The organism is Pseudomaricurvus sp. ABR4_320, assembly GCF_056159445.1.
In genome coordinates this window covers 174,850-199,967 of record NZ_JBSWVF010000001.1, presented here as the reverse complement: position 1 = coordinate 199,967, position 25,118 = coordinate 174,850, and the positions used below count along the sequence as shown (strand labels likewise).

Annotated in this window: 22 protein-coding genes; 11 read left to right on the top strand and 11 right to left on the bottom strand. The window is 49.9% G+C overall.

Going from position 1 to position 25,118, the window contains the following annotated elements; genetic code table 11:
• The first annotated feature begins 454 nt into the window (after positions 1-454).
• The 3 genes from ACXAFR_RS00840 to ACXAFR_RS00830 all read left to right on the top strand — a co-directional run bounded on the left by ACXAFR_RS00840 (position 455) and on the right by ACXAFR_RS00830 (position 3,727).
• Positions 455-1,693 (top strand): serine hydrolase domain-containing protein, encoded by a 1,239-nt coding sequence (locus ACXAFR_RS00840; RefSeq protein ID WP_475170764.1) that lies wholly within the window; start codon positions 455-457, stop codon positions 1,691-1,693.
• A 6-nt stretch (positions 1,694-1,699) separates the two neighbouring features.
• A complete protein-coding gene (locus ACXAFR_RS00835; protein WP_475170761.1) occupies positions 1,700-3,175 on the top strand; it encodes a flavin monoamine oxidase family protein in 1,476 nt (491 codons plus the stop codon).
• Positions 3,176-3,340: 165 nt separating this feature from the next.
• The gene (locus ACXAFR_RS00830; RefSeq protein ID WP_475170756.1) at positions 3,341-3,727 is read left to right on the top strand and encodes a c-type cytochrome; all 387 of its coding nucleotides are present in this window, start codon (positions 3,341-3,343) and stop codon (positions 3,725-3,727) included.
• Here the strand turns inward: ACXAFR_RS00830 and ACXAFR_RS00825 are convergent.
• The gene (locus ACXAFR_RS00825; protein WP_475170751.1) at positions 3,713-4,213 is read right to left on the bottom strand and encodes a GNAT family N-acetyltransferase; all 501 of its coding nucleotides are present in this window, start codon (positions 4,211-4,213) and stop codon (positions 3,713-3,715) included. The genes ACXAFR_RS00830 and ACXAFR_RS00825 overlap by 15 nt on opposite strands.
• Complete coding sequence (locus tag ACXAFR_RS00820; protein ID WP_475170749.1) at positions 4,213-4,890, bottom strand: DUF4336 domain-containing protein; 678 nt, start codon at positions 4,888-4,890, stop codon at positions 4,213-4,215. The genes ACXAFR_RS00825 and ACXAFR_RS00820 overlap by 1 nt, the downstream gene beginning before the upstream one ends.
• 285 nt (positions 4,891-5,175) lie before the next feature.
• Here ACXAFR_RS00820 and dps point away from each other — a divergent pair, with 285 nt between their 5' ends.
• Positions 5,176-5,688: a DNA starvation/stationary phase protection protein Dps gene (dps, locus tag ACXAFR_RS00815; protein ID WP_475170745.1), complete on the top strand. Its 513-nt coding sequence runs from the start codon at positions 5,176-5,178 to the stop codon at positions 5,686-5,688.
• On the opposite strand, the gene ACXAFR_RS00810 is transcribed toward dps, so the two are convergent.
• The gene (locus tag ACXAFR_RS00810) at positions 5,685-6,704 is read right to left on the bottom strand and encodes a patatin-like phospholipase family protein (protein ID WP_475170739.1); all 1,020 of its coding nucleotides are present in this window, start codon (positions 6,702-6,704) and stop codon (positions 5,685-5,687) included. The two genes, dps and ACXAFR_RS00810, sit on opposite strands and share 4 nt — an antisense overlap.
• 181 nt (positions 6,705-6,885) lie before the next feature.
• Positions 6,886-7,152 (bottom strand): hypothetical protein, encoded by a 267-nt coding sequence (locus tag ACXAFR_RS00805; RefSeq protein ID WP_475170736.1) that lies wholly within the window; start codon positions 7,150-7,152, stop codon positions 6,886-6,888.
• Between the two features lie 373 nt (positions 7,153-7,525).
• On the opposite strand from ACXAFR_RS00805, the gene ACXAFR_RS00800 reads away from it, so the two are divergent.
• The 3 genes from ACXAFR_RS00800 to ACXAFR_RS00790 all read left to right on the top strand — a co-directional run bounded on the left by ACXAFR_RS00800 (position 7,526) and on the right by ACXAFR_RS00790 (position 9,116).
• Complete coding sequence (locus ACXAFR_RS00800; RefSeq protein WP_475170734.1) at positions 7,526-7,780, top strand: hypothetical protein; 255 nt, start codon at positions 7,526-7,528, stop codon at positions 7,778-7,780.
• Positions 7,781-7,844: 64 nt separating this feature from the next.
• Positions 7,845-8,285 (top strand): Rieske (2Fe-2S) protein, encoded by a 441-nt coding sequence (locus ACXAFR_RS00795; protein WP_475170731.1) that lies wholly within the window; start codon positions 7,845-7,847, stop codon positions 8,283-8,285.
• A 387-nt stretch (positions 8,286-8,672) separates the two neighbouring features.
• Complete coding sequence (locus ACXAFR_RS00790) at positions 8,673-9,116, top strand: hypothetical protein (RefSeq protein ID WP_475170729.1); 444 nt, start codon at positions 8,673-8,675, stop codon at positions 9,114-9,116.
• Between the two features lie 158 nt (positions 9,117-9,274).
• Here the strand turns inward: ACXAFR_RS00790 and ACXAFR_RS00785 are convergent, their stop codons facing one another.
• From ACXAFR_RS00785 to ACXAFR_RS00775, 3 genes are all read right to left on the bottom strand, one after another.
• Positions 9,275-11,824, bottom strand: coding sequence for a TonB-dependent receptor (locus tag ACXAFR_RS00785; protein ID WP_475170727.1), 2,550 nt, complete (start codon positions 11,822-11,824; stop codon positions 9,275-9,277).
• Between the two features lie 227 nt (positions 11,825-12,051).
• A complete protein-coding gene (locus ACXAFR_RS00780; RefSeq protein WP_475170724.1) occupies positions 12,052-12,408 on the bottom strand; it encodes a hypothetical protein in 357 nt (118 codons plus the stop codon).
• Between the two features lie 12 nt (positions 12,409-12,420).
• Entirely contained in the window at positions 12,421-13,650 is a 1,230-nt protein-coding gene (locus tag ACXAFR_RS00775; RefSeq protein ID WP_475170722.1) for a class I SAM-dependent methyltransferase, read from the bottom strand.
• Positions 13,651-13,988: 338 nt separating this feature from the next.
• On the opposite strand from ACXAFR_RS00775, the gene ACXAFR_RS00770 reads away from it, so the two are divergent.
• The 4 genes from ACXAFR_RS00770 (at position 13,989) to leuD (ending at position 20,144) form a co-directional block, all read left to right on the top strand.
• Entirely contained in the window at positions 13,989-16,049 is a 2,061-nt protein-coding gene (locus ACXAFR_RS00770) for a hydantoinase/oxoprolinase family protein (protein WP_475170720.1), read from the top strand.
• Positions 16,050-16,063: 14 nt separating this feature from the next.
• A complete protein-coding gene (locus ACXAFR_RS00765) occupies positions 16,064-17,932 on the top strand; it encodes a hydantoinase B/oxoprolinase family protein (protein WP_475170717.1) in 1,869 nt (622 codons plus the stop codon).
• Positions 17,933-18,060: 128 nt separating this feature from the next.
• The gene (gene leuC / locus ACXAFR_RS00760; RefSeq protein WP_475170715.1) at positions 18,061-19,494 is read left to right on the top strand and encodes a 3-isopropylmalate dehydratase large subunit; all 1,434 of its coding nucleotides are present in this window, start codon (positions 18,061-18,063) and stop codon (positions 19,492-19,494) included.
• On the top strand, positions 19,494-20,144 hold the full coding sequence (gene leuD / locus ACXAFR_RS00755; protein ID WP_475170712.1) for a 3-isopropylmalate dehydratase small subunit: 651 nt from the start codon (positions 19,494-19,496) through the stop codon (positions 20,142-20,144). The genes leuC and leuD overlap by 1 nt, the downstream gene beginning before the upstream one ends.
• Before the next feature lie 69 nt (positions 20,145-20,213).
• Here leuD and ACXAFR_RS00750 read toward each other — a convergent pair whose 3' ends face one another.
• The 4 genes from ACXAFR_RS00750 to ACXAFR_RS00735 form a co-directional block, all read right to left on the bottom strand.
• Complete coding sequence (locus ACXAFR_RS00750; RefSeq protein WP_475170708.1) at positions 20,214-20,972, bottom strand: Crp/Fnr family transcriptional regulator; 759 nt, start codon at positions 20,970-20,972, stop codon at positions 20,214-20,216.
• A gap of 98 nt (positions 20,973-21,070) precedes the next feature.
• Positions 21,071-21,388, bottom strand: coding sequence for a hypothetical protein (locus ACXAFR_RS00745; RefSeq protein ID WP_475170705.1), 318 nt, complete (start codon positions 21,386-21,388; stop codon positions 21,071-21,073).
• The gene (locus tag ACXAFR_RS00740; protein WP_475170703.1) at positions 21,385-22,584 is read right to left on the bottom strand and encodes a class I SAM-dependent methyltransferase; all 1,200 of its coding nucleotides are present in this window, start codon (positions 22,582-22,584) and stop codon (positions 21,385-21,387) included. The genes ACXAFR_RS00745 and ACXAFR_RS00740 overlap by 4 nt, the downstream gene beginning before the upstream one ends.
• Positions 22,585-22,625: 41 nt before the next feature.
• Complete coding sequence (locus ACXAFR_RS00735; protein WP_475170701.1) at positions 22,626-25,109, bottom strand: TonB-dependent receptor; 2,484 nt, start codon at positions 25,107-25,109, stop codon at positions 22,626-22,628.
• Positions 25,110-25,118: the final 9 nt, after the last annotated feature.

The window sequence follows — 25,118 nt, the reverse complement described above, 5'->3', positions numbered from 1 at the left end:
TTCTGTAGGCCTCTGACCAAGTTTTTCGCTGTGAAAAACCGTGAAAACGCCCGAACGTAGACTTTATCAATAGGCGGGTTGACGACGATTTTCCGGCTTGGGTGTTCTTACTCAAGTGACGTCGACAGAGCGGTTTAACGCGTTGGTTTAACGCGACGATGTTCTTATTTCCAAGTCCACTACACGGACTGAGCCCTTCAGAATTGAAGGCTTTAATTCTTCTATTCATACACCTTATGCATGAAATGCATTGGCGCTAAAGCGAATGCACTATTATTCGCCTGCATTTTAACTATGAATATATTTCATTTACATTCATGCAAAACCACCATTGGACTCCTCAAGTCACATTTTTTTTAATGGCAAAATCGTGACGTCGCGAACCTTCTTGGTGTTGGCGTCTTAAGTCATCCACTGTGGGTGAAAATGGAATGGCAGCAAGTTGAGGTTATTGGTGAGGTCTGACAAGGCGACCGATGCGGTTCGAAGACTGGCGATTTTGCTGTTGCTCATCTCGGGTATGGCGTTTGGTGATGCAGAGACACAATGGCCAAGCTCAGAGCAGATTCAGCGAGTAGAAGCCCTCAGGGCGTCATTTCCCGTGTCGAGCTATGTGTACGATGTTGATTGGTTTTCGCCTTTGGAAGTGGTGGCGGGCGCGACTAGTCCGCAACGTTTAGCGGTTGCTGACACCTCGCCAGCATGGGCGGACGCGGCGATAGAACTCGCTCGCCAACATAACAGTTATGCACTGTTGGTTTGGCAGCATGGCCAACTGATGGTGGAAAACTACTGGCACGGCTTTACGGCAGACACATTGTTTGAAACTGCGTCCATGCACAAATCTCTGGTGCCATTGGTTTTGGGTTTGGCCGTAGAGCGTGGCTTGGTAGGAAACGTGGAGGATACGCTCAGTACTTATTTGCCGGAGCTTGCTGGCAGTGGCAGGGGGCAGATCTCGCTGCGGCAGCTGTTGGACATGAGTAGCGGCATAAAAACGCCCCCGTTAAGCGATGATTCCGCCAATCCTTATTGGCAAAATTATTTTGGTAATGATTTACACCAAGCGGTCGACCATTGGCCATTTTTCAAAAAGGAGATGGACCATTTTCACTACGCCAATGCCAACACTCAGTATTTGGGGTGGGTGATTGAAAACGCCAGCGGACAGCGCTACGCGGATTTCTTATCGAAAGCCCTATGGCAGCCGATTGGCGCTGACGCCGCGCGGCTCTGGTTGGATCATCCTGGGGGAAGTGCACGCTTGGCGTGTTGCCTTCAGGCGACGGCGAGAGATTGGCTTCGGGTGGGAATTCTTTTAGCGACCGGAGGCAAAACGTCTTCTGGCAAACGATTGATTGCCGAAGACTGGATAACACAAATGCTGGCACCCTCGGCGGCAAACCCAAATTACGGTTGGCAGATTTGGCGGGGTAGTCCTCACAACCCGAAGCGCATGTACGACAAAGACATTCCCGCGGTAATGCCAGCGAAGGCGCCGTTTGCAGCGGATGATGTGTTTTTTATGGATGGAAGTGGAGGGCAGCGTGTGTACGCCATCCCTTCCGCTCAAACCGTGATCGTGCGCATCGGTGCGCCGAGCTACACCTGGGACGATTCGGCGCTGCCGAATATTGTTCTGCAAGCCCACTTGTGGGAAAGCGATTTAGATAAAGGAAAAAAAGGAAGGTAAGCGTTTATGGCACTGAAAAGACGACAGGTATTGAAGGGCGCTGCGTCCTTATCCGCGTTGAGTTTATTAAAACCACTGGGCGCTCGCGCCGCGGAGAAAAAAACGGCCATTGTAGTTGGTGGGGGACTGTCTGGCTTATACAGCGCGATGCTGTTGAAAGATGCCGGTATGGATGTCGTCGTATTGGAAGGGGCCAACCGCATAGGCGGTCGAGTTTACACCGCCGATGGCGTAGAGACGCGGCCGGAATTCGGCGCCAGCCAAGTGGGTCGCTCCTATGCCCGTTTAATCAATCTGTGCGCCCGTTTCAATTTAAATTTGGTGAAAGAGCATCGTGATTTGATGCCAATGTCGAACTATATCGATCAGACCTGGGTGAGCTCCAAACAGTGGTCAGATTCTCCGTTGAACAAAATGAAGGGCGATGAGCGTGAAATTCCGGCAGCATTGGTGGGTACCAAATTGCTGACGAATTTAAACCCTCTGAAAGATCTAGACGATTGGTTGGATCCCAAGTTTTTCGATTATGACGTCTCCGTTCTCGAGTTGTTTAAGCGCCATGGTGTTTCGGATGCGGCGATTAAACTCGCCAGTGTAACCACCGATATCCATAAGGCCTCAGCATTGGCGTTGCTGCAGGAAAAAACTCGCACGCAATTCGATGCGACTTTTGGCGGCACCACTGTTGATGAGTCCATGGATCGTCCCTATGGTTTTGCCAACGAAAAACTGGAAGGCCAGAAGCTGGCCCGTGTCAATAATATTGAAGGTGGTGCATCGCGTTTGCCGGAAGCGATGGCCGACTACTTGGGCGATAGCGTTCACATGAACAAAGTTGTTCGTGAAATTGACATGGGCGGAAGCAATGTTGAAGTCAGTTGTATGGATGGTAGCCGCTACAAAGGTGACTTTGTGGTGTCGTCTTTGCCATTCTCAACATTGAAATACGTCAACATTTATCCTCAGGTCCAGGGGCCCCAGGCCGACGCGATTTTCCAATTGGATTATGCGGATACCACTCGGGCTTTCGGTATGATTGAAGAGCCTTTCTGGGACGATGGTTTTGAGCCTTCATTCTTCACTGATGAAACCATTCAAATGTTTTGGGCGTTAGAGCAGCGTCCGGATGAAGACAAGTATCGTTTTATGGTGGTCTTTACGGAGCCATCCGCAGCGCGCATTGATCAGCTGTCGACCAAAGATGCCCTGACCTTGATCGAAAGCGAAATTAACCGCATTCGCCCATCGACGAAAGGCAAGCTCACTTTTTACGATATGTACGGTTGGAAGAATAACGATCTTGTTCAAGGTTGCCGGCACATGTTTTCACCAGGGCAGGTATCGGCCTTTGCCCGTGAAATGATCGAGCCACATCATCGTTTGCATTTTGCGGGTGAGCATACGCGCCGTAATGATTTTGGAATGGAGTCTGCACTTGAAAGTGGTGAACGTGTTGCGTTTGAAATTTTAACGCGTGCGTGATGTAAACCTCGTTGAGCGAGATGAATACACGATATGGCGAACCGTAGGCATCATCTATTCATCGCTACGAACTCGATTATATTGATGTGGATACACCTTCTTTGGGACCGGATATAAAAACGCTTCGGCCCCAAAGCAAGGCTACAAAGAAAAAGGTTTTTAACTGTGAAAATCGTGAAGTACCTGCTGGCGGTAAGTCTGTTGATGGTTAATATCACCGCTTTGCCCGCGTTCGCCGAATCCGATTCGGCTCAGGTCGCAAAAGGAAAGCAACTGTTTATGCTCTGTCAAAGTTGTCACAACTTAGAGGCGGGCGGCAGCTATCGTATTGGGCCACATCTGCAGGGGATTTTTGATCGCCCAGTAGCGGCGGTTGAATCCTTCAGTTACTCTGAACCCTTGAAAAAAACTGACTTCCGTTGGGATGAAGATCACCTGAACGAGTGGTTGGAGAATCCTGCCGTTATGGTGCCCGGAACCTTTATGTCTTTTATGGGCATTAAAAATGAGGAGCAGAGAGCCGCCATCATAGCGTATTTAAAGACGCTTTGATGAGGAGGTATCCCGACGCCATTCCATTAAGGTAAATGCAATACCTTTGAAGGTTTGCCGCGGTGCTACGGCGGTGAATCCCTGCCTACGATAAAAAGGCACCGCCAGAGTTGACGCTCTGAGCCAAAAGCTGGGCTGCTCAGGTCGGTGTTCCAGTACGGACTTCCAGAGGCGAGTCGCCAGTCCATGACGGCGATATTCTGCCGCGATAAAGAGTTGATCGATCTTGTCGTCTCCGGTAACAGCGATGACGCCAACCAGGTCTTCCGCAGCTTTCGCGCAGAGTGTCAGGCACTTGCCTTCTTCAATTCGTCGTTGAATAAGCTCGGCGCGATTACCTTCAGTAAATCTCTCCCAGCCATCATCGGTGAAATCTTGATGGCGGCAATCTTTAGCGGCCTCGATGATCAATTGAGTAATGTCGTTAGCATCGCTGACGATAGCCGGCGCGATAACAATGGCGTGTTCGGTGTTTTGATCTGTCATCAGCTAAGCCAGTTAAACGATTTTTCCAGAAATTCAGCGGCATGGTCAGTAACAATATTTCCGTGTGACATTATAATCGTTTGGGGGTGCCATGCGCGTATTTTAGCCAAATGCGCTTTAGCCGTCTTTTTGCCAAACATAAAACTAAGGCGCCAATCGATGGGCGTCTTTCCATTTGGCGCCAGAATGCCCGACAGTCGAGCAATCGTCCTTTTCATGCATGAAAACCGATGGGCTGGGAAGTTTTCGATTAAGTCGGTTACCAGCAATGTTTTGGTTGCCTTGTGAAAAAAGACCGCTTCAACCATCACAGGGGATCCAGTAAACAGCACATACTCAATTTCCGGCGTCCATGGCCAGAGTCGTGAATGGTCCAGGGCATGGGCAAAATCAATGTCTTTGCGTTTCGCGATCACCTCATAAGTCCCAAATGCTCTGGCCTTGGGAAATTGAGTCAGCCAATCCTGCAAATAAAGATGGTGAAGTTTATTGGGGGCCATTAAATAGGTCACCTCGCCAAGATTCTCTATTTGCTGCTGGAGCGTATCTGTCAATTCGATAGGGCTGTGAATCCAGAGTTGATCGTTTTTTAAACGAATGACCGTCATTCGAGTGGAATACGGTAGGGTGTAAAAGGGAACTGAGGCTCCGTCAAACACCCATAAATTGGTTCCCATTGGCAACATCATCCTACTCCTGCTGGGTATCTACAATGCGACATCAACCAGTCCATAAAAGCATGAGGGGCTTTTACAGAATTTACAATATCCTGCAGCATTTACCGTTTGGCAGCACACTTCTATCGACGCATTTTACCGCCAACATTTCGAAGGCCCCCGGCATTACTGCTCTGGAAGCCTGTTGGCATTTTTAGGCACGGTGATTGCTCTATTCCTAGCAGAGAGAAAAGCTACTTCACATTTGTTCAACAAGTAGCCAAATTAAAACGACTAGGAGGAAGTATGAGCAGCAAAAGTGTCGCCGAATTTACCGCCCCAGGTATGAAGAATGAAACGGCTCAATCAACCATCTCCATTCTTGAGAATCGTCTGGTCGCATTGATTGACCTACAGCTGACGCTAAAACACATTCACTGGAACGTGGTTGGACCTAATTTTATCGGTGTCCACGAAATGCTGGATCCACAAGTGGATGCGGTACGTGAAATGACCGATACCATTGCAGAGCGCATCGCCACTTTGGGTGGTGTACCTGTTGGCACGCCGAAAGCGGTAACAGAAAAGCGTTCGTGGGAAGACTACAGCTTGGGTAAAGCGTTAGTTATGGATCACTTGGCAGCGCTCGACAACGTTTACAACGGTGTGAACGCTGATCATCGCGAGGCCATCGCCAACTTGGGTGACATTGACCCTGTGTCTGAGGACATGATTATCGGACAATTGGCGCAGCTGGAACAATTCCAGTGGTTTGTACGCGCGCACCTTGAGTCAGCTACGGGCGAGCTAAAGCACTAAGCGCCTGACGTACCTGGTCCCGCCTTTACTGCGGGACCTGTTTGTATATCCCTACAGTTCCACAACTGGCAGGCCCCTAGATAGCCGTAATTCATCATTTCTTTGATAAAGCTTTTGGAATTGATATAGGCCGCCCCGGCGGGTAAATCTCTTGTCATCGGCATTTTCTTTATCGTAATTTCGCGATACTTCTCACCGTCAAGCTGGCCTTCCCGCAGCCACTGATTGACCCGTTCAATGACGTAGATCTCGTGTTCAACCAGTGAATTTTGCCAGAGTTCATCCTTGCGATCCGCTCTTTCTGCCGGCGTCATAGGAACCGTTGCTCGGCATTTCGGAAAGACTTCCACCAACCACAATTCATCGATACCCAAGTCAACCATATGTTTGATCGGTGGATTGGTTCCCCAGGCGCCATCGCAATAGGTGCCAGCATGCTCTCCTTCTAAAATTTCAGTGATACCGTTGATTTCATCGAGAGAACCTGAAGCCAGTAGGGCATCGAGGGATAAGTCCTTTTCGGTAAAAACTTTTATCGCACCGCGTAAAATATCGGCGGCGCCCAATGCCAAGCCAGGTACGGCATCGGAGGAATTCCTCTTGGAGATCCATTCTTCAATCGGTATGTAGGCTTTGACCCATTCTTTAAACAAACGCCTGATGATAGGAATGCCGATTTTATCGGTCGTATAGGTATAAAGCGGATTATAGTGGGCCAGTGTGCTGGTGATTTTTGCCGCTTGAGCAACCATTGCATTGGGTATGGTGCCATAGGCGTTGTGCAACCATTGCTTTTCGAGGACGTCGGGGGCTTGGTCGATGGTCCCCGACAGCATATGACCCCAACATACCGTGGCGACAAGGGCTCCGGCAGAGGTTCCTGAAAATGCGACGACGTCGTTGTGCTCAAACGCCTTGTTTTCCACTAGATAACGAACGACACCAGCTCCTATGGCGCCCGCAGGGAAACCGCCTCCCTGGAAAGCCAAACCTATCCTTTTTTTGGGGGTGGCCATAATTCAATGTCCTTTGCTATGTCATTTTATTGTTGTCATAGAGATGTGATTGGATCTGTAGGAAAAGAAATCCAGTCATCCTGCATTCATCGTTGTCGGGAAGTATAAGGAGGTTTGTTAGCAATAACTTCCCCCAAATGGGGGGCCTGACTTATGTGGGTGAGCGATACTGTTTATTTTTTTACCGGCGGTAGCGCCATTTGGGTGGCGTTTCGGCGTTTAAATTGTGGGGCGGTAAAATAGCAGAATTGTCAGAAGGATATTTGTGCCAAATTGCCATTATATAATTCTGCAAATCCACCATATCCTTAGCTTGGATGAGGCAGAGCGTGGCTCTGTCTAATTGGCCTAGTCCTCGAAATTGTTTGGCCATGCGAAACCACAGGTTTATCTGCAGGGTCGTTTTGTAGAGCTGCTCTTCAATGTTCTTGTAGGGAGTGGCCAGCATTCCTTCGAGACCTCTGAACATGTTGCACAAAATTACTCCTAATGTTCGTTGGTTGCTATAGATTTGTTGTCTTTCACGCCAAAAAAAATGGTGCCTGTAACGAAGGTTCAATTTTCTATTTGCACTCTTAAATGCCCTGGTTTTAATAAAAAAATAGATACGCTACGCGTGACATTTCTTTCATCAAAGAATCGCGCAAGAATTTATTAATGAATTTTAATGTTCGTGATTTTTAAAAAACCCTTTTTTTGTAGTGTTTGCGACAAATATAAATAAAAAAAATTAAAATAAAAAAACTGCTTCAAATATGTTTTTTATCGCCGTAGACTCAACTTGTGGTCAATCACCTGTCAGTTAAAACGAGGTATTAAAGATGCAAACGACTTTGTCGGAAACACTACAAGATATTCGAGTAAGGCTGGATGAAGCAATGGCGTCAACGAAATATCCTGAGATTGATGCCACCTTAAAAGGAATGGCTCAACAGGCTTCGATGGGTTCTATTGATAGCGAATTGATCGCTCAATTAGAACATCACTTGGAGAGCCTGGATGAAACGATTCATCCTAGAGCTGTTGGGGTCATTAGAAGTGCGTTGGAACTGGTTGCGGAGTCTGAAGCGGCCTGATCTAGTTTGTGCGGCGGGAGGATAAAATTCTCCCGTTACATATTTTTTCGTTATTTGGTCAGCAATGTACCTGACCTTATTACGCTGGCTATCCATGATATCTGCAATGGACTACTGTTTTCCTCCTTCGCCTGTACGAGTTAGATTTGACCTAAGTCAAAATGAAGGACTCAGAAAATATAAAGAGATACCGTGTCTTTTTAATGGCGCTCCTTCCTCGATTCTTCTCTTTTATTTTGAAGAGCATTTTCTTGCCTTTCATAATCTCTGCGTACACATGCCTTTTACGTTGAATTGCGAGTCTTCCTGTGTTTCCAGTGATAATGGCCTGAGGATTCGCTGCTCTATGCATCATATTGAGTTCGAGCCGGATACTGGTTTATCAAAAAGCTCGACGATGTGTATTGGTGATCGGCTCACAAAATTTCTAGCCTTCGAAAGAAACTCAGAAATCTGGATCCTCGATCCACGATTGTCCCCGTTACCCGTTTCAGCGACAGATTGAATTTTTCATAGCCGCGCCCTTGACTATTCCTTTCTTTACTTTGTGCTAGTGTTGAGATCATCCCTGCTGACTCTTTTTTCACAGTGCCGCTCGTCACATATCAAATGCATCATTCATCGAAACTCAAATATCCTCTGCGGCCAGATAACGGAGTCGAAGTGACAAAATGATCTGAGCGTAATATCGCTTTTAAACGTAAAATAGCTGGAGTTTCTACTAAGGTTTATGGGGCGTTATCGCACAGAGAGCCATGTCTATTTGTCGATAAATCCGTGTATTTTAAGTCTGTCCGTCTAACGAATGCGGAGCCATCTCAATATTTATTCTGTTGAGTTTATGGGTGGAATAACGGACGGGGATACGTAAAGGTATACAACAGGAAATTGAGTGATGGCATCATCGGCATATTTTTTTGTCTCAGGAGAGGAAGAGGCCCTGCGCTATGCTGGACTCTATGAAGCGCCCGATGAGTATAATCGAATCGATGTTCAGCTTGAGGTGTATGAGGTTATCTATCTATCAAACTGGGAACTCGAAATTTTATGGGCAATTTTTGAAGGCAAGAAAAAACGATTTGACAGATACCAGCTTGAGCTCATGCTTATGCAAGATGGCGGCATGGCCTATTTGTTTCGATTGCCCAACGAATTGACCAGGCATTTGGCGCAACCAAACCAACAACGACTCGATGAGGTTGGTTTGGCTTGGTCGAAAAATAATGAAATGCATTGGGGCTTAGATGCGATAGAGGCTTTTCTGAAAAAGATGCATTCAATGGCTGAAGAGGCGATTGAAAATGAAAAGTCCATATATTTGTGGGGGTGCATTTAGGGTACTTTTTGACATTAACTGCGTTGGCCGCTTCGTCGACATTAATCAGAGGTTTTTGTGTTTGACTCCCGGAAATTCCGGGAGTCCTCAGCCCGCAAAGTGCACGGGTAGAATTAGCGCCGAATAAAAAGCCTTTCTCTAGGTATCTGTCGTATTTTCTAGAATTCGTACGTAAGATCCACCCCATAAACAGCACCGATAGAATCGTGGACAAAAGAGCCACCGAATTCCGGAGCAGGAATCACTTCTTCCCGATAGTCCTCATCGAGAATATTCTGACCCCACGCTGTGGCAGACCATTGCTGACCTTCTAACGTTAATCGCAAATTGACGGTATCGTAAGGATCCCGCTTGGCTTTGCTGTAGTTTGCGGTCCCGAAGCCAAAACCTTCAACACCATAGGTGGCGGAGAGGTCGGTAAACGAATTCACGATGCCGTCATTGTCTTGCACGGTGTGAAACCAGGTCTCTCCTGTCCAGGACCAATCCAAACGGCCAATAAACATCAGGCTATCATTAACTGGCCATTCAAGTTGGGCGCCAAGGTTGGCTGTGGATGCTGGCGCATAGGGAAGCTCGTTACCTTCGGTGTAGGGGCGGTTGGTGTTTTTCTTGATTTCACCATCAGACAATCCATAGCCACCGTAAACGGTCAGGTAGTCCGTTGGCAGCCATTTCATATCCAACTCGAAACCTTTAACGACGACCTCATCGATATTGCTGACGACGCGCAGCAAGCCGAAACTTCCCGCGAAAAAGCTGAAGAATTGATTGTCTTCTACTTCGTTATAGAAAACGGCTGCATTGATTTGGAGTGACCGGTCGAACCACTCGGACTTGGCGCCAATTTCGAACGTCTTAGAAACCTCTTTGTCATATTCGTCGCGAATGTTCTGTGGGGCGGTGCTAAAGGTGCCGTATTCACTTTCTACTAACGCAGCACTACCGAGACTGTTAAAACCGCCACTGCGAAAGCCCACACCCCAGGAGGCGTAAGTCGACAGGGTATCGGTCGCGCTCCAGCGCCAGGTAATTTTGGGCTGAATTTCGGAATAGGTGTTGCTGCGATCCGGAATCGTATCTGTCCCGGAGCCATCGTACGCTGGATTGATGGGGCGAGTGCCCAAAAGGCCAAACAGTTGTGCTGCATTGACGTTGGGCACATTGTTGGAGACGTCGCGTTCTTCTTCGTCGTAGCGTAATGCCAGTGAAATTTCCTGGCTATCCGTTAGATCGTAAGCAATCTGTCCATAAACAGAATATACGGAGGTATCGTAGGTATCATCGAACAACAGATCTGTCGGGTTGGGCCCGTCCGGTCCAACGTAGGCTTGGGTCAGATAATCGGTGCCGAGGTCGGCGCCATAGGCAACCACCACTTCGCGCTCAACATCCAGTAGATATACGCCGGCCATCCAACGTAGGGCCTGGTCACCGGGAGAGGTGATACGGAGGTCTGCGGAAATCGAGGTCTGGTTACGCTCCTGATACTGATAGCCGTCACAGGTGGTTGAAGAGTAGGGCGGGAGCAGCGCGTTGAGCGAACCAATATCGGCCAGGTAGGTACCGGGGGCGTTGCCGTCTTGTATCGCATAAAAAGGGCTTTCTAATAAAGAGGTATCAAAGCTGTTATATGAGTCGACACACGCAGTTTGTGATTCGCTATTGCCATAAGAGTAGCCGCCAAAGGAGGCGCTGGTGCCGTCTGAGAGCAGATATTCTTCAAGATCGTCATATGCCAATACCGCTGTAAGGCTCATGCCAGAGTCGAATTCGTAATCGGTTTTTACGGATAGAAATTGGCTTTCTTGTTCATTTTCTGGGGGAACGTTGAAGGCGTAGACAAAATTTGCATCGTTGACATCTTTGTAGAGGTCGGCATTGTTGGTCAATCCTGCCGCGACATCCAAACCGAAGATGGCATTGTAGTTAACGGCGCCACCACTGGCTTCAGACCAGGCAATTTGGGTATCGACAGTAAGCTTATCCGTCGCATTCCAGTACACCCGGCCGCGCACCGAGCTATCTTCAAAGTTGTTTACGACGTCGTCCTCACCGGTGAGTGAATTTTTTTCGGAGCCATCGGTTTTCCGTTGACTAAACGCCAGACGACCGGTCAGGTTTTCGCCGGCGATAGGTCCAGAGATGACACCCTTGTATTTTTGTAGGGCGTTATTGCCAACGCCTGCGCTGATTTTTCCTTCCAGTTCGCTCGACGGTGGATTGGTATTCACGATGATCGCGCCAGCAACGGCATTGCGTCCATAAAGTGCGCCTTGGGGGCCTTTCAAAACTTCAATTTGTTGAACATCGAAAAGTTCTTCGTTAAACCCATTAGGATTGGTGATCAGAACGCCGTCTACGACATAGGCGAAGGTGGATTCCGCATCGCGGGTAGACACGATGCCCCGCATAGTAACCTGAGTATCGCCAGCATTGACTGTGTTCAGCATGCTGACGTTTGATGTCAGACCGATAAAATCTTCTGGACGTTCGATACCGGCATCGGCAATGGCTTTTTCAGTAAAGGCGGTGACGGCAACAGGGACATCTTGCAGGGATTCTTCGCGTTGGCGAGCAACGACAACAACTTCTTCCAAAGAAGTTTGGGGTTGGGCGAGAGAGATTTGGGGGGCAGAGAGTGGAACTGTGGCAAAGCCAAGACTGTAACCGATACTTCGGCTCAGGGTCGACAAACGTTGCTTCATGGAACTCCTCCTTAGTGTGACATTCAGCAATAATTTCCGACTGAATTTTCTGTCACACACGTGACCCCGGTGACAGATGAGTTGTCACAAGAATCAGGAGAGTGTCGGGGGGGAGATCAGAAAATCCAGAAGGCGTTTCTCAATCTGCCCGACAGGAGGATGTCCGTTGTTGATTCAAAAGAGGGCAATTTAGGTGACGTTGCCCCCTTTTGTGCAGTTAGAAGTGATTATTGCTGGGCGATATCATCAATGGTTTGATGAAACGCGTCGCGAGTCGCTCCCGCTGCGGCATCTTGTGTTTCTTTGCGTGATACGTAAAAAAGTCGATCGAGAAAATTCTGTCTCTCGCTTTCACGTTCCTGCAAAGCGGCTTCATCCAGTGTCAGGCTATTGATCTCTTCAGCAAAATTAATTCCATGTTTTACAGCAACGCGTTCATGGGCATCAATTCTATCTCGGAGCACGGACAGCTCACTGGCGAGCACCATAACCATAGAGACCAGTTGATCGGTGCCTTCGGTTTCGTAAAAGCTGGGACGCTTGCCTTTTGCATCACGTGGCAGGTAGGGGGTTTTCGTATCCATGGTGATTTCCTTTTAAGCGACCTTTTCTTCGGATTCCGGTTTGCGAGCGATAAACACTTCCCAGCCGCCGCCGGGTGCAAACTCGCCAGCGGTGAAATCGCGGTCGGCAACTGCGCCGGTGGATTCCTCGTTATAACCAGACGCTTGTGCGTTAAATTCCATAACCGCCATAGGTGCGGTATCGAATTTCACCTGATCCTTTGGAAAGCCAGCGTTTTCGGCCAATTTAAATTGGTCCATATCGCGCATGGCACCCCAGAAAGGCTCGTTGTTGTACCAGGTTTCGTTGTCGAGAATAAACTGGGTAAAGGGATCCATCAGGTCAAACGGTGGCAGGTCAGCATGAATCATCAAGCCGCCGGGTGCCAGTAGACGGCCACCTTCTTTGAAAATATTCGGCATGGCCTTGCCGCTGGTCTCATGAAGTAGGATGTGGCTGACCACTAAGTCGAAATAACCATCTTCAAAATCGGTTTCTTCAGCGTTCATTTGCGCAAAGTTGACATCAAGCCCCATGGCGTTGGCTCGTGCATGGGCATAGCGAACCACGGGTGCACCGACGTCAATGCCCCAGATTTCTGCGTCCGGAAAATATTCTTTATAAGGCAGGGTAGAGTGACCAACCGTGCAGCCCATATCGAGGATACGACGCGGTTTAAAGTCTGGCATGTTGCGCTTGAGGTAGTTACAGACGGAACGGCCCATATCATCGTTGTTGGGGCCCGTGTAACCCATGGAATATAGGTAGACACCTCGGTCGTAGAGTACGCCGACACCGACATCATCCGGTGTTGTCTGGGTGCAATAGCCACCGGGCATGCAGTGAATATCGATCGCGCTGACGTAACGCGGTGGGACAAAACCTTCAGGGATACGCAACTCGGCGCTGGAGGCTTCAGAATAGGTCTTCGCTTTCTCAATCAATTCGGGCAGTTGTCGGGCGATGCTGACGGCACAGGATTCCCACAGCAGTTCCTGAGCAATACGATTGATCGAGGCATAGAGCTTAAAGTAGCCGTTTTTTACCATGCCCTTACGAATGTCGTGACGGCTCTCTGGTTTGCGGCCCGTCTCTTTCTCGAATGCCGGTGCGACTTCCGATTCGTAGACTGGCTGGAGCCCGGGAAGGAGCTTCTGTTGAATAAACCCTTTCAGGCTTTTCGCAAACTCTTGACGGGAAGCTTCATCGTGGCTGATGTCCGGCAGCATGCCGTGCATATCCTGTTGGAAGCAGTTAAGCATAAATCACCTCTCTGGTGTTACGTCGCGCTTTTTGATGGTCTGTTACGGCGTTCGGTAGGGAATGGGGCGCTCCCTAAAGGATTGTTTCTGTCGACATAATCCCGCCTGTCGACGGAGATATCCATAGTCCGACTCCGGTTATTTGAAGCTACCCGCGAGCCATCCGTATCGCATTGACAATTGTCATAACCGCAGCCCCGCAGTTTTGATAAGTCATTGGCGTGTATGTCGTTTTTCCGGAGCCTGTTGACAATTGTCATGGCGCGGCCGCGGAATCACTTTAGTCTTTCCACCATGAATATTACGACCAGATTGCCAGGAGCAAGGGGATTCTAACTATGAGTTATCGTCTGGGTGTTGACGTTGGCGGTACATTTACCGACCTGTTGCTGATCAACGAACAAAGCGGGCAGACCTATACTGCCAAAGTCCCTTCGACACCGCACGATTCATCGGTGGGCGTGTTGAACGGAATCGCACGTATCTGCGATGAATCCGGCGTTGAGCCAACCGAAATCAAGCGTGTCATGCACGGCACTACCGTTGCCACCAATGCAGTTCTGACTGGCAAGGGTGCCAAAGTTGGCTTGGTGACCACCAAAGGCTATGAGCAAACTTTACAGGTTGCTCGCTCATTTTGCCCTGGTGGCCTGGGTGGCTGGGTAGGCTATGTGAAAAACCCGCTGTTGGCGCCTCTGGAATTGACCATTGGTGCGAACGAACGCATCGATGCTAAAGGCAAGGTGGTCAAAGGTCTGGATGAGGACGCTCTGTCAGAAGATCTGAAAGCACTGGCGGCAAAGGGTGAAGTTGAAGCGCTGACAATCTGTCTGATCAACGCTTACCTCAATGGCGAACACGAAGTCCGCGCCCGTGAGATTGCCCGTGAACATTTTGGCGATGTGCCCATTTCGATCTCCAGCGAAGTCGTTCCTGAGATGCAGGAATATGAGCGTACCGAAACCACCGTTGTGAACTCTTACGTCCGTCCGGAGGTTGCCAAGTACGTCAACAACCTGCAGAACGCGTTAATCGAGCGTATGGGTGACGATGTACAGCTGTCGATTCTGCGCTCCGACGGCGGTCTGGCCTCTGGCCGCGCATCGGCGGAATCTCCGGTAAACCTGCTGATGTCCGGCCCTGCGGGCGGTGTTGCTGGGGCGATCTATTTCTGTAGCCGCGCCGGTTTCGATGACATTATGACTTTCGATATGGGCGGTACATCCACTGACGTAGCGCTGATTCAGAATTCCAAAGCCAAAGTGCGTCGCGAGACCTTCGTTGGCGATGTCCGTGTCCGTGCACCGTCAGTCGACGTGCGCACCGTGGGCGCCGGCGGTGGCTCCATTGCGTTTGTTCCTGAATTGACCAAAGCCTTGCGCGTTGGCCCTGAGTCTGCGGGTGCTGTTCCAGGACCGGCTGCTTATATGAAAGGCGGTGAAGAGCCAACCGTGTGTGATGCCAACGTTGTACTGGGATATTTGCCCTCAGATGTACAGCTTGGTGGCGCGATGGCGATCAACCGTGATGCCGCGGTCGCCGCAGTGCAAAAAGTGGCTGACGGCATGGGCATCGACTTGATGGAAGCCGCCGAGGGGATTATCAAAATTGCCAACGAGGCGATGTTCGGCGCGTTGCGTCTGGTATCGGTCGAGCAGGGGTATGACCCGCGTGATTTTGCCCTGGTTGGCTTTGGTGGTGCAGGTCCGCTGCACGCCAATGCGCTGGGTATTCTGACCGAAGCCTGGCCAGTCATTGTACCACCGGGACCGGGTGTACTCTGTGCTTATGGCGATGCCACAACCCAGGTTCAGGATGAAGCGGCGCGTACCTATTTGACGCTTGCTCAAGATACCTCCAAAGAGCAGCTAATTGCCGACCTGAAAGAACTGCGTGCAAAAGCCTCTGAGTCGCTGATCGCTGACGGCATTTCTGAAGACGCATTGGAAGTCGAATATCAAGCAGACTTGCGTTATGCGGGGCAGGCGTTTGAGATCAGTGTTGAATTTAACGATGCTCAGCTGGGAGAAAAGGGCCTCGCGGTTCTGACCGACCCCTTTGATGAAGAGCACGAAAAACTCTTTACCTTTAAGCTGGGTGATGGCCACGAAATTCTGATGATTCGCGCCGTCGTTAAAGCAAAATCCGGCAACATTGCGGAGCGCGCCCAAGGTGCGGATACCTACTCTCTTGAAGATTGCAAAATTCAGGAAACCAAATTTTTCTACGACGGCAGCTGGCATGAAGGTGCCATCTTCGATCGCAGTAAACTGCACAAAAACCTGGTGGTTGCAGGTCCCGCCATTGTCAACGAGATGGACTCAACCACGGTGATTTTGCCCGGGTATGAAGCCAGCGTCGATGCTGTCGGCAACCTGTTGATCAATCCGGTTAAATAAGTGGGGCTTAAACAATGACTACTAGAATTATCGAAACCAATCCTACCCCGCTGCAACGGGTAGACGTCGACGGTGTGACCGTTGATATCATCGAAAACGCACTGCGTAATGCCCGTGAAGAAATGGACGCAGTACTCTTTCGTACCGCTATGTCTCCCGGTATTCGTGAACAGGGCGACTGCTTTCCGCTCATTGCCAACCGCAACGGTAAAATGGTTGTGGGCCAAATGGGCTCGTTCATCTCCGGTGTGACCAACTCTTATGATGCGGAATTGGAAGAAGGTGACATTCTGCTGCTGAATGACCCTTATATGTGTAAGGGCGCAGTGTCTCACCTGAACGACTGGCTGGTACTGGTACCGGTCTTTAAAGATGGCCGTCATATTGCCTGGTCTGCCATGTTTGGCCATATGTCCGATAACGGCGGTATGGTTCCGGGTTCCATGCCGATTGAAGCGACCACCATTTTCCAGGAAGGTGTTCGAATTCCGCCTGTTAAGCTGTACAAAAAAGGCGTATTGCAGGAAGACATTCTGGAACTGATTCTGCACAACGTGCGTACGCCTCAGTGGAACCGGTTTGACTTGAATGCGTTGGTCGCAGCCTGTAAGACCGCTGCCAAGCGTTGTATCGAACTGGCGGAACGTTTCGGTGATGACGTATTTGATTCCACCATGGAAATCATGTTGGAACGCAACAAAATGGCCATGGGTCAAATCATTAAAATGTTCATTCCGGAAGAGCCGCGCGAATTTGCAGATTACCTCTGTGACGATGGTATGGGCATGGGTCCTTACAAGATCAACTGCAAAATGTGGCGTGAAGGCGAAAAGGTCATTTTCGACTTTGACGGCACCGACCCCCAAGCTCAGAGCTCAGTGAATTTCTTCCTGAACGAAGAAATGTTCAAAATGTTCTTTGGATCATTCACTATCAACGTGGTCGATCCTCAAATTATCTTTAACGATGGCTTCTATGATCTGGTCGACGTGCGCATTCCGGAAGGGACGCTGCTGAAGCCTAAGTATCCTGCGGCTTTGTCCGGTCGTACTCATGCACTGGGACGCATCTTTGATATTCTCGGCGCACTGCTGGGTATGGGCGCACCGAAAGAGTTGCTCAATGCGGCGGGATTCTCTGATTCGCCACACCTGTTTTATTCCGGTTACGACGACAAGGGCGAGTGGTTCCAGTTGTTCCAGATCGGCTTTGGTGGGATTCCCGGACGTCCTGTCGGTGACGGACCAGATGGTCACTCCCTGTGGCCGGGCTTCACCAATGTGCCCAATGAATTCATCGAGTCTTACTTCCCGATGCGCATTGAAACCTACGAGACCATTCCCGATTCCGGTGGCGCCGGTCTGCACCGCGGTGGTAATGGTCTGACAGTGGCCTACCGTTTCCTGTGTGATGGTCAGATTGCGATTCACGATGATCGCTGGTTGGTGCCACCCTGGGGCGTGAACGGTGGTGAACCCGGTATGCGGTCTACCAAGCGTATTGTTCGTGTCGATGGCACGGAAGAGTGGCTAGGCGCCAAGTGCGAAGATATTAAAGTTTCTGCTGGCGATCTGTTGCACTTTAATACCTGGGGCGGCGGTGGTTGGGGTGATCCTTATGCCCGCGATCCGCAATTGGTCTTGGCTGACATTAACCGTGGTCTGGTCACCGTTGAAGGTGCCAAGCGTTACGGTGTGGTGGTTGTGGACGGTGCTGTTGATACCGAGGCGACTGAACAACTGCGCGGTCAGCTAGTCGATAAGCGTGGCGAAATTCCATTGTTTGATCGCGGTCCTGACATCGAAGTCTTGCGCGCAAACTGTCTGGAGGAAACGCACATCGAAGCGCCGATTGCGCCAACGTTCAGAACAACAGAAGCCTGATTCTGTCTTGCTGAGATGAATGCCTGATTTTTCTTCAGGCAACATCTTCTTTTTTTGTCGGCCGCCCAGGCAACGCCTGCGGCGGCCGCTTTTTTATCGCTGTACGATTACTGGCCACGGAACTGATTATGACTGCCGATCGGGTGCCTCAAACCCTCTATGACAAATTATGGGCAAGGCGCTGCCTGTTCACGGACGACAATGGGATGTCGTTGCTCTATATAGATCGACACATTCTCCACGAAGTGTCGTCTCCGCAAGCCTTCTCTGGTTTGAGAGAACAGCATCGCCAACCGTGGCGTGCAGCAGCGGCGGTAGCCGTGCCCGACCACAATGTACCGACAACCGCGCGGGAGTCGGGCATTGCCGGTATCGCTGACAACACCGCTCGCCTGCAGGTTGCGACGCTGGATGATAACTGCGAATCCTTCGGTCTGCGTCAATTTGGGCTTAACGACGATCGCCAGGGTATTGTTCATGTGATCGCGCCTGAGCAAGGGCTGACGCTACCGGGTATGACCGTGGTTTGCGGCGATTCTCACACAGCGACCCACGGTGCACTGGCGGCTTTGGGGGTGGGTATTGGTACTTCTGAGGTCGAGCATGTCCTGGCAACTCAATGTCTGTGGCAGCGTAAAGCAAAAAATCTGCTGATTGAAATAAATGGTGAGCTGGCTCGAGGTGTCACGGCTAAAGATATTGCACTGTATGTGATCGGGCAAATTGGTGCGGGTGCCGGTGCGGGTTGCTCTATCGAGTTTGCCGGTTCTGCGGTGCGCAGTCTCAGCATGGAAGGGCGTATGACCCTGTGCAATATGGCTATCGAAGCGGGTGCTAGGGCAGGGCTTGTTGCCTTCGACCAAATCACCGCTGACTATGTGAGGGGGCGTCCTTTTGCGCCCCAAGAAGATCAATGGCAGCAAGCTGTTGAGGTGTGGCAGGACTTGCACTCTGATGCTGATGCTCACTTCGACCTTCGCTTTGAATTTGCTGCAAGTGATATTGCGCCGCAAGTCACCTGGGGAACCTCCCCGGATATGGTCACCGGCATTGATGGCAAAGTACCTGACCCTGCAGCGCCTGAATTTCAAGAGAAGGCGACGGATTATCGCAATGCACTAACGTATATGGGGTTGGAGCCAGGACAAGACATTCAGGCTGTGGCCCTGGATCGAGTCTTTATTGGATCCTGTACCAATTCCCGTATTGAAGATATTCGAGCGGTTGCTCAAATTGTTGAAGGGCGACAGGTTGCCGACAATATCCAACAGGCGCTGGTGGTGCCAGGGTCTGGTTTGGTGAAGCGTCAGGCCGAAGCTGAAGGTTTGGATAAAATCATTGTTGCTGCCGGTTTTGAATGGCGGCAACCGGGTTGCTCCATGTGTGTCGCCATGAATGCGGATCGACTTCAGCCTGGTGAGCGTTGTGCATCGACGTCCAATCGCAATTTTGAAGGCCGACAAGGTATTGGTGGACGTACGCACTTAGTCAGTCCGGCCATGGCGGCTGCCGCTGCAATAGCTGGCTATTTTGTTGATATTCGTCAGTGGGGAGAATCTTGATGGAAGCTTTTACAGAACACACGGGATTGGTCCTGCCGCTGGATCGTGCCAACGTGGACACAGATTTCATTCTTCCCAAACAGTACCTGAAGTATATTTATCGTACTGGGTTTAGCGATTGGCTGTTCGATGACGTCCGTTACCTGGATCCCGGCGACGTGGATACACCGACAGAGACTCGCCGCCCAAATCCTGATTTTATCCTCAATGACGCACGTTACCAGGACGCTTCCATTCTGCTAGCCCGGGAAAATTTTGGTTGCGGTTCGAGCCGGGAAAGCGCCGTTTGGGCCTTAAAAGATTACGGTTTTAAAGTGGTTATTGCACCGTCCTTTGCCGATATTTTTTACAATAATTGCAGTAAAAATGGTGTACTGGCAGTGATTCTAGCGGCCGGAGTTATTGATCGATTATTCGATAAAGTGGCGAGTCAACCTCAGTCAATCAAGGTGAATTTAGAATATTGTGTGGTGAATTGTGGTGGGGAAGCGTGGCAATTTACCATTGATGCTGCGCGGCGAGAAAACTTGCTACTAGGGCGTGATGACATAACCCGCACCCTGGAATTTTCAAGCCGTATTGAAGGCTTTGAGAAACAGCTGAGAGATCGTGAACCCTGGTTGTTTAACAATCCGTCGGATCATAGTTGAAACCGTTAGTGATGGGGCAGGAACGAAACCACATTGTTGGTTTCCTTTTTTTCTCCAAGCTAACAAATGTTATTCGAGTGCCGCGATATCGTTAAGTCCGTCAAGATCTAAAATTTTGATCGCGTTTGGAGCAGGGGTTGTGATGAGCCCCTGTCGTTTAAGGCGACTGATGGCCCGGCTAACTGTCTCAACAGAAGTACCTAAGAAATCCGCCATATCCTGACGCGTCATCGGTAGTGCCAGATGTTCTGGATCAGCTTTGGGCAGTCGATCTAATACATCCAAAATAAAAAATGCGACCCGCTCACGGGCCTTTTTTCTCCCCAGTAGGATGATGTGCTGAAACGTCATTTGCAGGGCTGTTGATCGAATGGATTTTAGATTTGTTTTTAGTGTAGGCACTGTGGTTTCTGACAACTGTCTTAGTGTTTTGCGTTGAAATTCATAAGCCGTCATATCCGTCAGGCTTTTTACCGCATAGTCGTAGTGTTCGCAGTGGGATAACCCGACGAAGTCTCCTGGGTAGGCGAAGGCGAGTATCTGTCGATAGCCATTATTTGAGATTTTTTCTATGGTCGCGCAACCCGAAGCAATAAAAAAAACTCGCCTTGATGGGGAGTTTTGCTGACAAATCAATTGTTGGCGGGGAAAGACTCTAAAGCGTGCATGGCTTTCCAAGCGTTGCAATTCATCAATCGAAAGATTTTGTAGCAACGGGGCATTGAGAAGCTCTTGGCCAAGTATCGCCAGTTGTTGTCGCGGCTCTTCGAACTGTTGGAAAATGATATCGTCAATCAACGGCTGGGTACTGCGCGGGATGGGTTGCATAAAATCCTTTCCCGTGTTGGTATCGGTTTGCTGTTGTATTTAGCGGCCCTCCATGAATCCATCTCAGGAATCATGGAGGGCTGATTGCTTCATTGGTTTTAGGAAGACTTGGACAGCCCTTCCACTTCCTGCAGAACAATTTGCATCACGCTCTCCAGCATTTTTTGGCGTTGCTGTTCGCGATACTGCTGTTCGTCGGCAGAGGGGTAATAAGCATCGACCTCGTTAATATCGGTTAACCCTTTGGCTGCCAAGATTCGCAGTAGTGAATCGAAGCGATCATTCTGTAATGACAACTCGCCAGCTAGGGCCAAAACTATTGAGGTCAATCGATCAACCGCAGGTTCGTCGAAAAAATAGGGCCGCTCGCCTTTGGCTTTGAGCGGCAGTTCCACTGTATTGTTTTGTAGATTCATGCGACTGCCTCCTTGGCACTGGGTTTGCGCATTCCGTATAAATACCAGACTCCAGCGCCACCGAAGTCACCGCACTGGAGAACTTCGGTACGATTTTTACCTTGTTCAAAAGCACTGGGCGCCATGGCTTCTAACACCGATTCTGTTTCGAAACCAAAGCGCTGGGCAACCTCTGATGCTTCGATTTCGTGGGAGCCACCCCAGAAAGGTTCGTTGTTGTAATAGGTATCCCAATCCATCATAAACTCATCAAATAGATCCATATCTTTGTAGGGTGGTGTCTCGCTATGAATAACCCAGCCGCCTGGTGACAGCAGCCGTTCGCATTCAGCCATAATATTGTTAAAGCCTTTGGTCGACGTTTCGTGAACCATAATATGGCTGACGATGAGATCAAAATGTCCATCAGGGAAGTTGGTGTGTTCCGCATTCTGCTGACTGAATTGAATGGTTTTATCCAGGGAATTAGCTCTAGCTTGAGCGTAACGTAAGCAGGGAGCTGCCACATCGATACCGTAAACTTCGGCTTCCGGATAGGCATCGCAGTAGGGAATGGTACTGTGTCCGACGGTACAGCCCATATCTAGAATTCGCTTGGGTTTGAAGTCCGGCTTCGACCCTTTGAGCCAGTTAACCGTGGATGCCCCCATGTCATCGTTAAACGGACCCATACGCCCCATGGCATAGAGGTAGACGGCACGGTCGTAAAGGGCGCCATTGGCGACATCATCAGTAACCCATTCACCGTGATAGCCACCGGGCATGCAGTGAATATCGACAGCGGTATGGTAGCCAGGTATTTTTAGGTCGGGATCGAGAGTTAACGTCGAGCTACCTTGGGAATACTGCTGACCAGCTGCGACCAAGTCCGGCCATTGACGCTCGACAGGCTGCTGACAGGCTCGCCACATCATTTCTTGACTGCTGCGCTGACAGCTACTCCAAAAGCGATAAAAGCTGGCTTTTTCCATAACTTTGCGAATTTCCTGTCGGGATTCAGGCTCGCGCTGCTGATCCCGACGAAATTTTGGTAAGACATCGGTTTCGTAGGTCAGTCGATTTCCGGGTGCTACCCGTGTCGCCAGAAATATTTTTAACGATTTTACATATTCCTGCCGCGAGAGCTCTTCCGGCGTACACTGGGGAAGAAGAGCATGGGGAAATTGTTCTTGTGGTTGGGTTTCAGTATCTGTCATCGGTAAAACCTCTGTGATTGTTTTCAAAAAACTGTGGAAAATTAAAAGTCGTAGCCAACTTCAATACCGAGTAAACGGCCTTGCCCAGGGGCTACAAAAGAACCACCAAATTCTGCGGTGGGGATAACCTCAGCGACATACTCTTTGTCGAAAATGTTGGTACCGAAAGCCGCTAAGTGCCAGCCTTGTACACTGGAAAGTTCCATGCGTAGATCGACGGTAGCGTAGGCATTGCGCTGGGTTTTGGAGTAGTCAGCGGTGCCCATGCCAGGGTAATAAAGATCAAAAATGGTTCTGACTTCTTCGTCCTGGACGGTATGAAACCAGGTTGGGCCGGTGAGTCGCCAATCGAGACGGGTTGTCAGGGAGAGTGTGTCGGTAACTTCGCCGCTCCATAGAGCGCCCAAATTAACTGTATATTGGGCCGTGTAGGGGGATTTATTGCCTTCGGTGCCCTGACGGGAACTGTTTTCAATAATCTCACTGTGATTCATACTGAAGCTGCCAAACACGTCAAAACCCATCGGCAGTCTGCTGTAAAGAGAGCCTTCCAGGCCGTAAATTTCTACCTTATCAATGTTAGAAACCACTCTAAGCAAGCCGAAGGGGCCAGTGAAGAATTCAAAAAATTGCATGTCGGTTATCTCTGTGTAGTAACCCACAAGCTCCAGCGTTGTACCGCCTTCAAGGATTGTTCCTTTGGTACCCAGCTCGGCCGAGCGGGAAACCTCCTTGTTGTAGGTATCTTCAATATTCAAACCGGCATCCAGGGGGATATTGAGGTTTTGTTCGATAGTGGCTTCACTGCCCTGACTGTTAAATCCGCCTGCCTTAAAGCCGATGCCCCAGTTGGTAAACACCGACCAGTCAGGGCTGACAGCCCAGGCAAGACTGACTTTGGGTTGCCATTGATCGTAATTCTCTTCCGCATCGGGAATACTTCCCGTCTCTGGCAGCCCCGGATTGATCGGTTCACCGGTGGCTGGATCGGTGACGTTGGGTACATTACTAGAGACTTCCCGCTCTTCCACGTCGTAGCGCAGAGCAAGTGAGAGTTCGAGGTTATCAGTCAAGGCATAATCCAGGGAACCAAACGCGGCATAGACTTGGGTATCGAAGGTATCCGAGAACATCAATGACGTTGGGTTAGTCGAGCTTGGAGGATTATAAGCGGACATAATGGGCGTACTACCCGTGTCTTCAGCGATGGAAACCGAGGTATCCCGATCCATTTGCATGTAGTAGGCGCCCAGTGACCAGCCCAAGGGGCCGTCCCCTAGGGAGGCGAGCCGAACTTCCGCGGAAACATCGGTTTGCGAGCGGGCCTGATATTGGGTTCCATCACAGGTCGTGGGGCCAAAGGGGCCGTAGACTGAAGCGTATGGGGTTGCAGAGAGAACCTGTGGCTCCGGTAATTGATAGCCGGCATCGGCGAGAGCTGTCGCTGAAGCCCGACAGGCATCTGTCATTTCAAAACGATAAAAAGTCGCCGCGGTGCTGTCGGCGATCCACTCCTGATCAATGTCAGAATACAGTGTCCAAGCTGTCAGTTGTACACTGTCGAAGTCCCAGCTACCTTTGATGGAAAACTCATTGGTCTCTTGATTGCTTTTTGGAGTGACGTTGCCGACGAACTCGTAATTATGATCATTCACATCTTCGTAGTAGAGATCATTGCCCAATACGGAAGCAAAAGTGGGTAGGTGAAAAGCGGGGTTAAAGCCCAATGCTGCACCGCTGTAGTCCGCGTACCGGGCTTTGATATCAATTTCGCTGGTTTCGGTGGGGTAGATTACATAGCGTGCACCCAAGGTAAGGTTTTCACTGGGATCTACTGTCGCGCCACGGGAACTTTCCGTCGGGCCCGTGTTGCGATAGAAACCGTCAGATTCCCGATATTCAGCAAAAAGATTCATACCGCTGTTGGCGGTTAGTGGGCCATCCAATTGCAAGGTCGCGCCATGGGTATTGTTTTCTCCAGTCATAACTTTGATGTCACCGGAATAACTATCGCCAGGTTTTGCGGTGGTCAGGACGATGGCTCCTGCTGCGGCGTTACGGCCATAATAGGCGCCTTGCGGTCCCTTCAAGAGTTCCGTCTGTATTAATTTTCCCTGGGTTTGGGCGACCTGGGCAGTGTTCGTTTTTAAAATACCATCCACCACCAGTGCAACATTATTTTCGGCGTCCCGAGCGCCATTGATGCCGCGAATATTGATTTGGGTATCGCCGACCTCGGTGGTATTGGTCACGATGGAAACGCCAGGCGTTAACCCGATAATTCTCTCCACAGAATTTACCCCTGCTGCGTCCAGAGAATCTTCGGTCAATACGGATACACTGGCTGGAACATCCTGCAGACTTTCACTGGTGCGCCGAGCGGTAACTACAATTTCCTCTAAAGAATCCACATTAGGCCGGGGTGCAGCTACTACCTCTGCTGTCGACAACAGGCCGCAAGCGAAGCTGATCTGGGTGAAGAGAAGGTTTCTCCTGCGAAGACTAGGGGGGGTATATACTGCCATGTGCGAGCT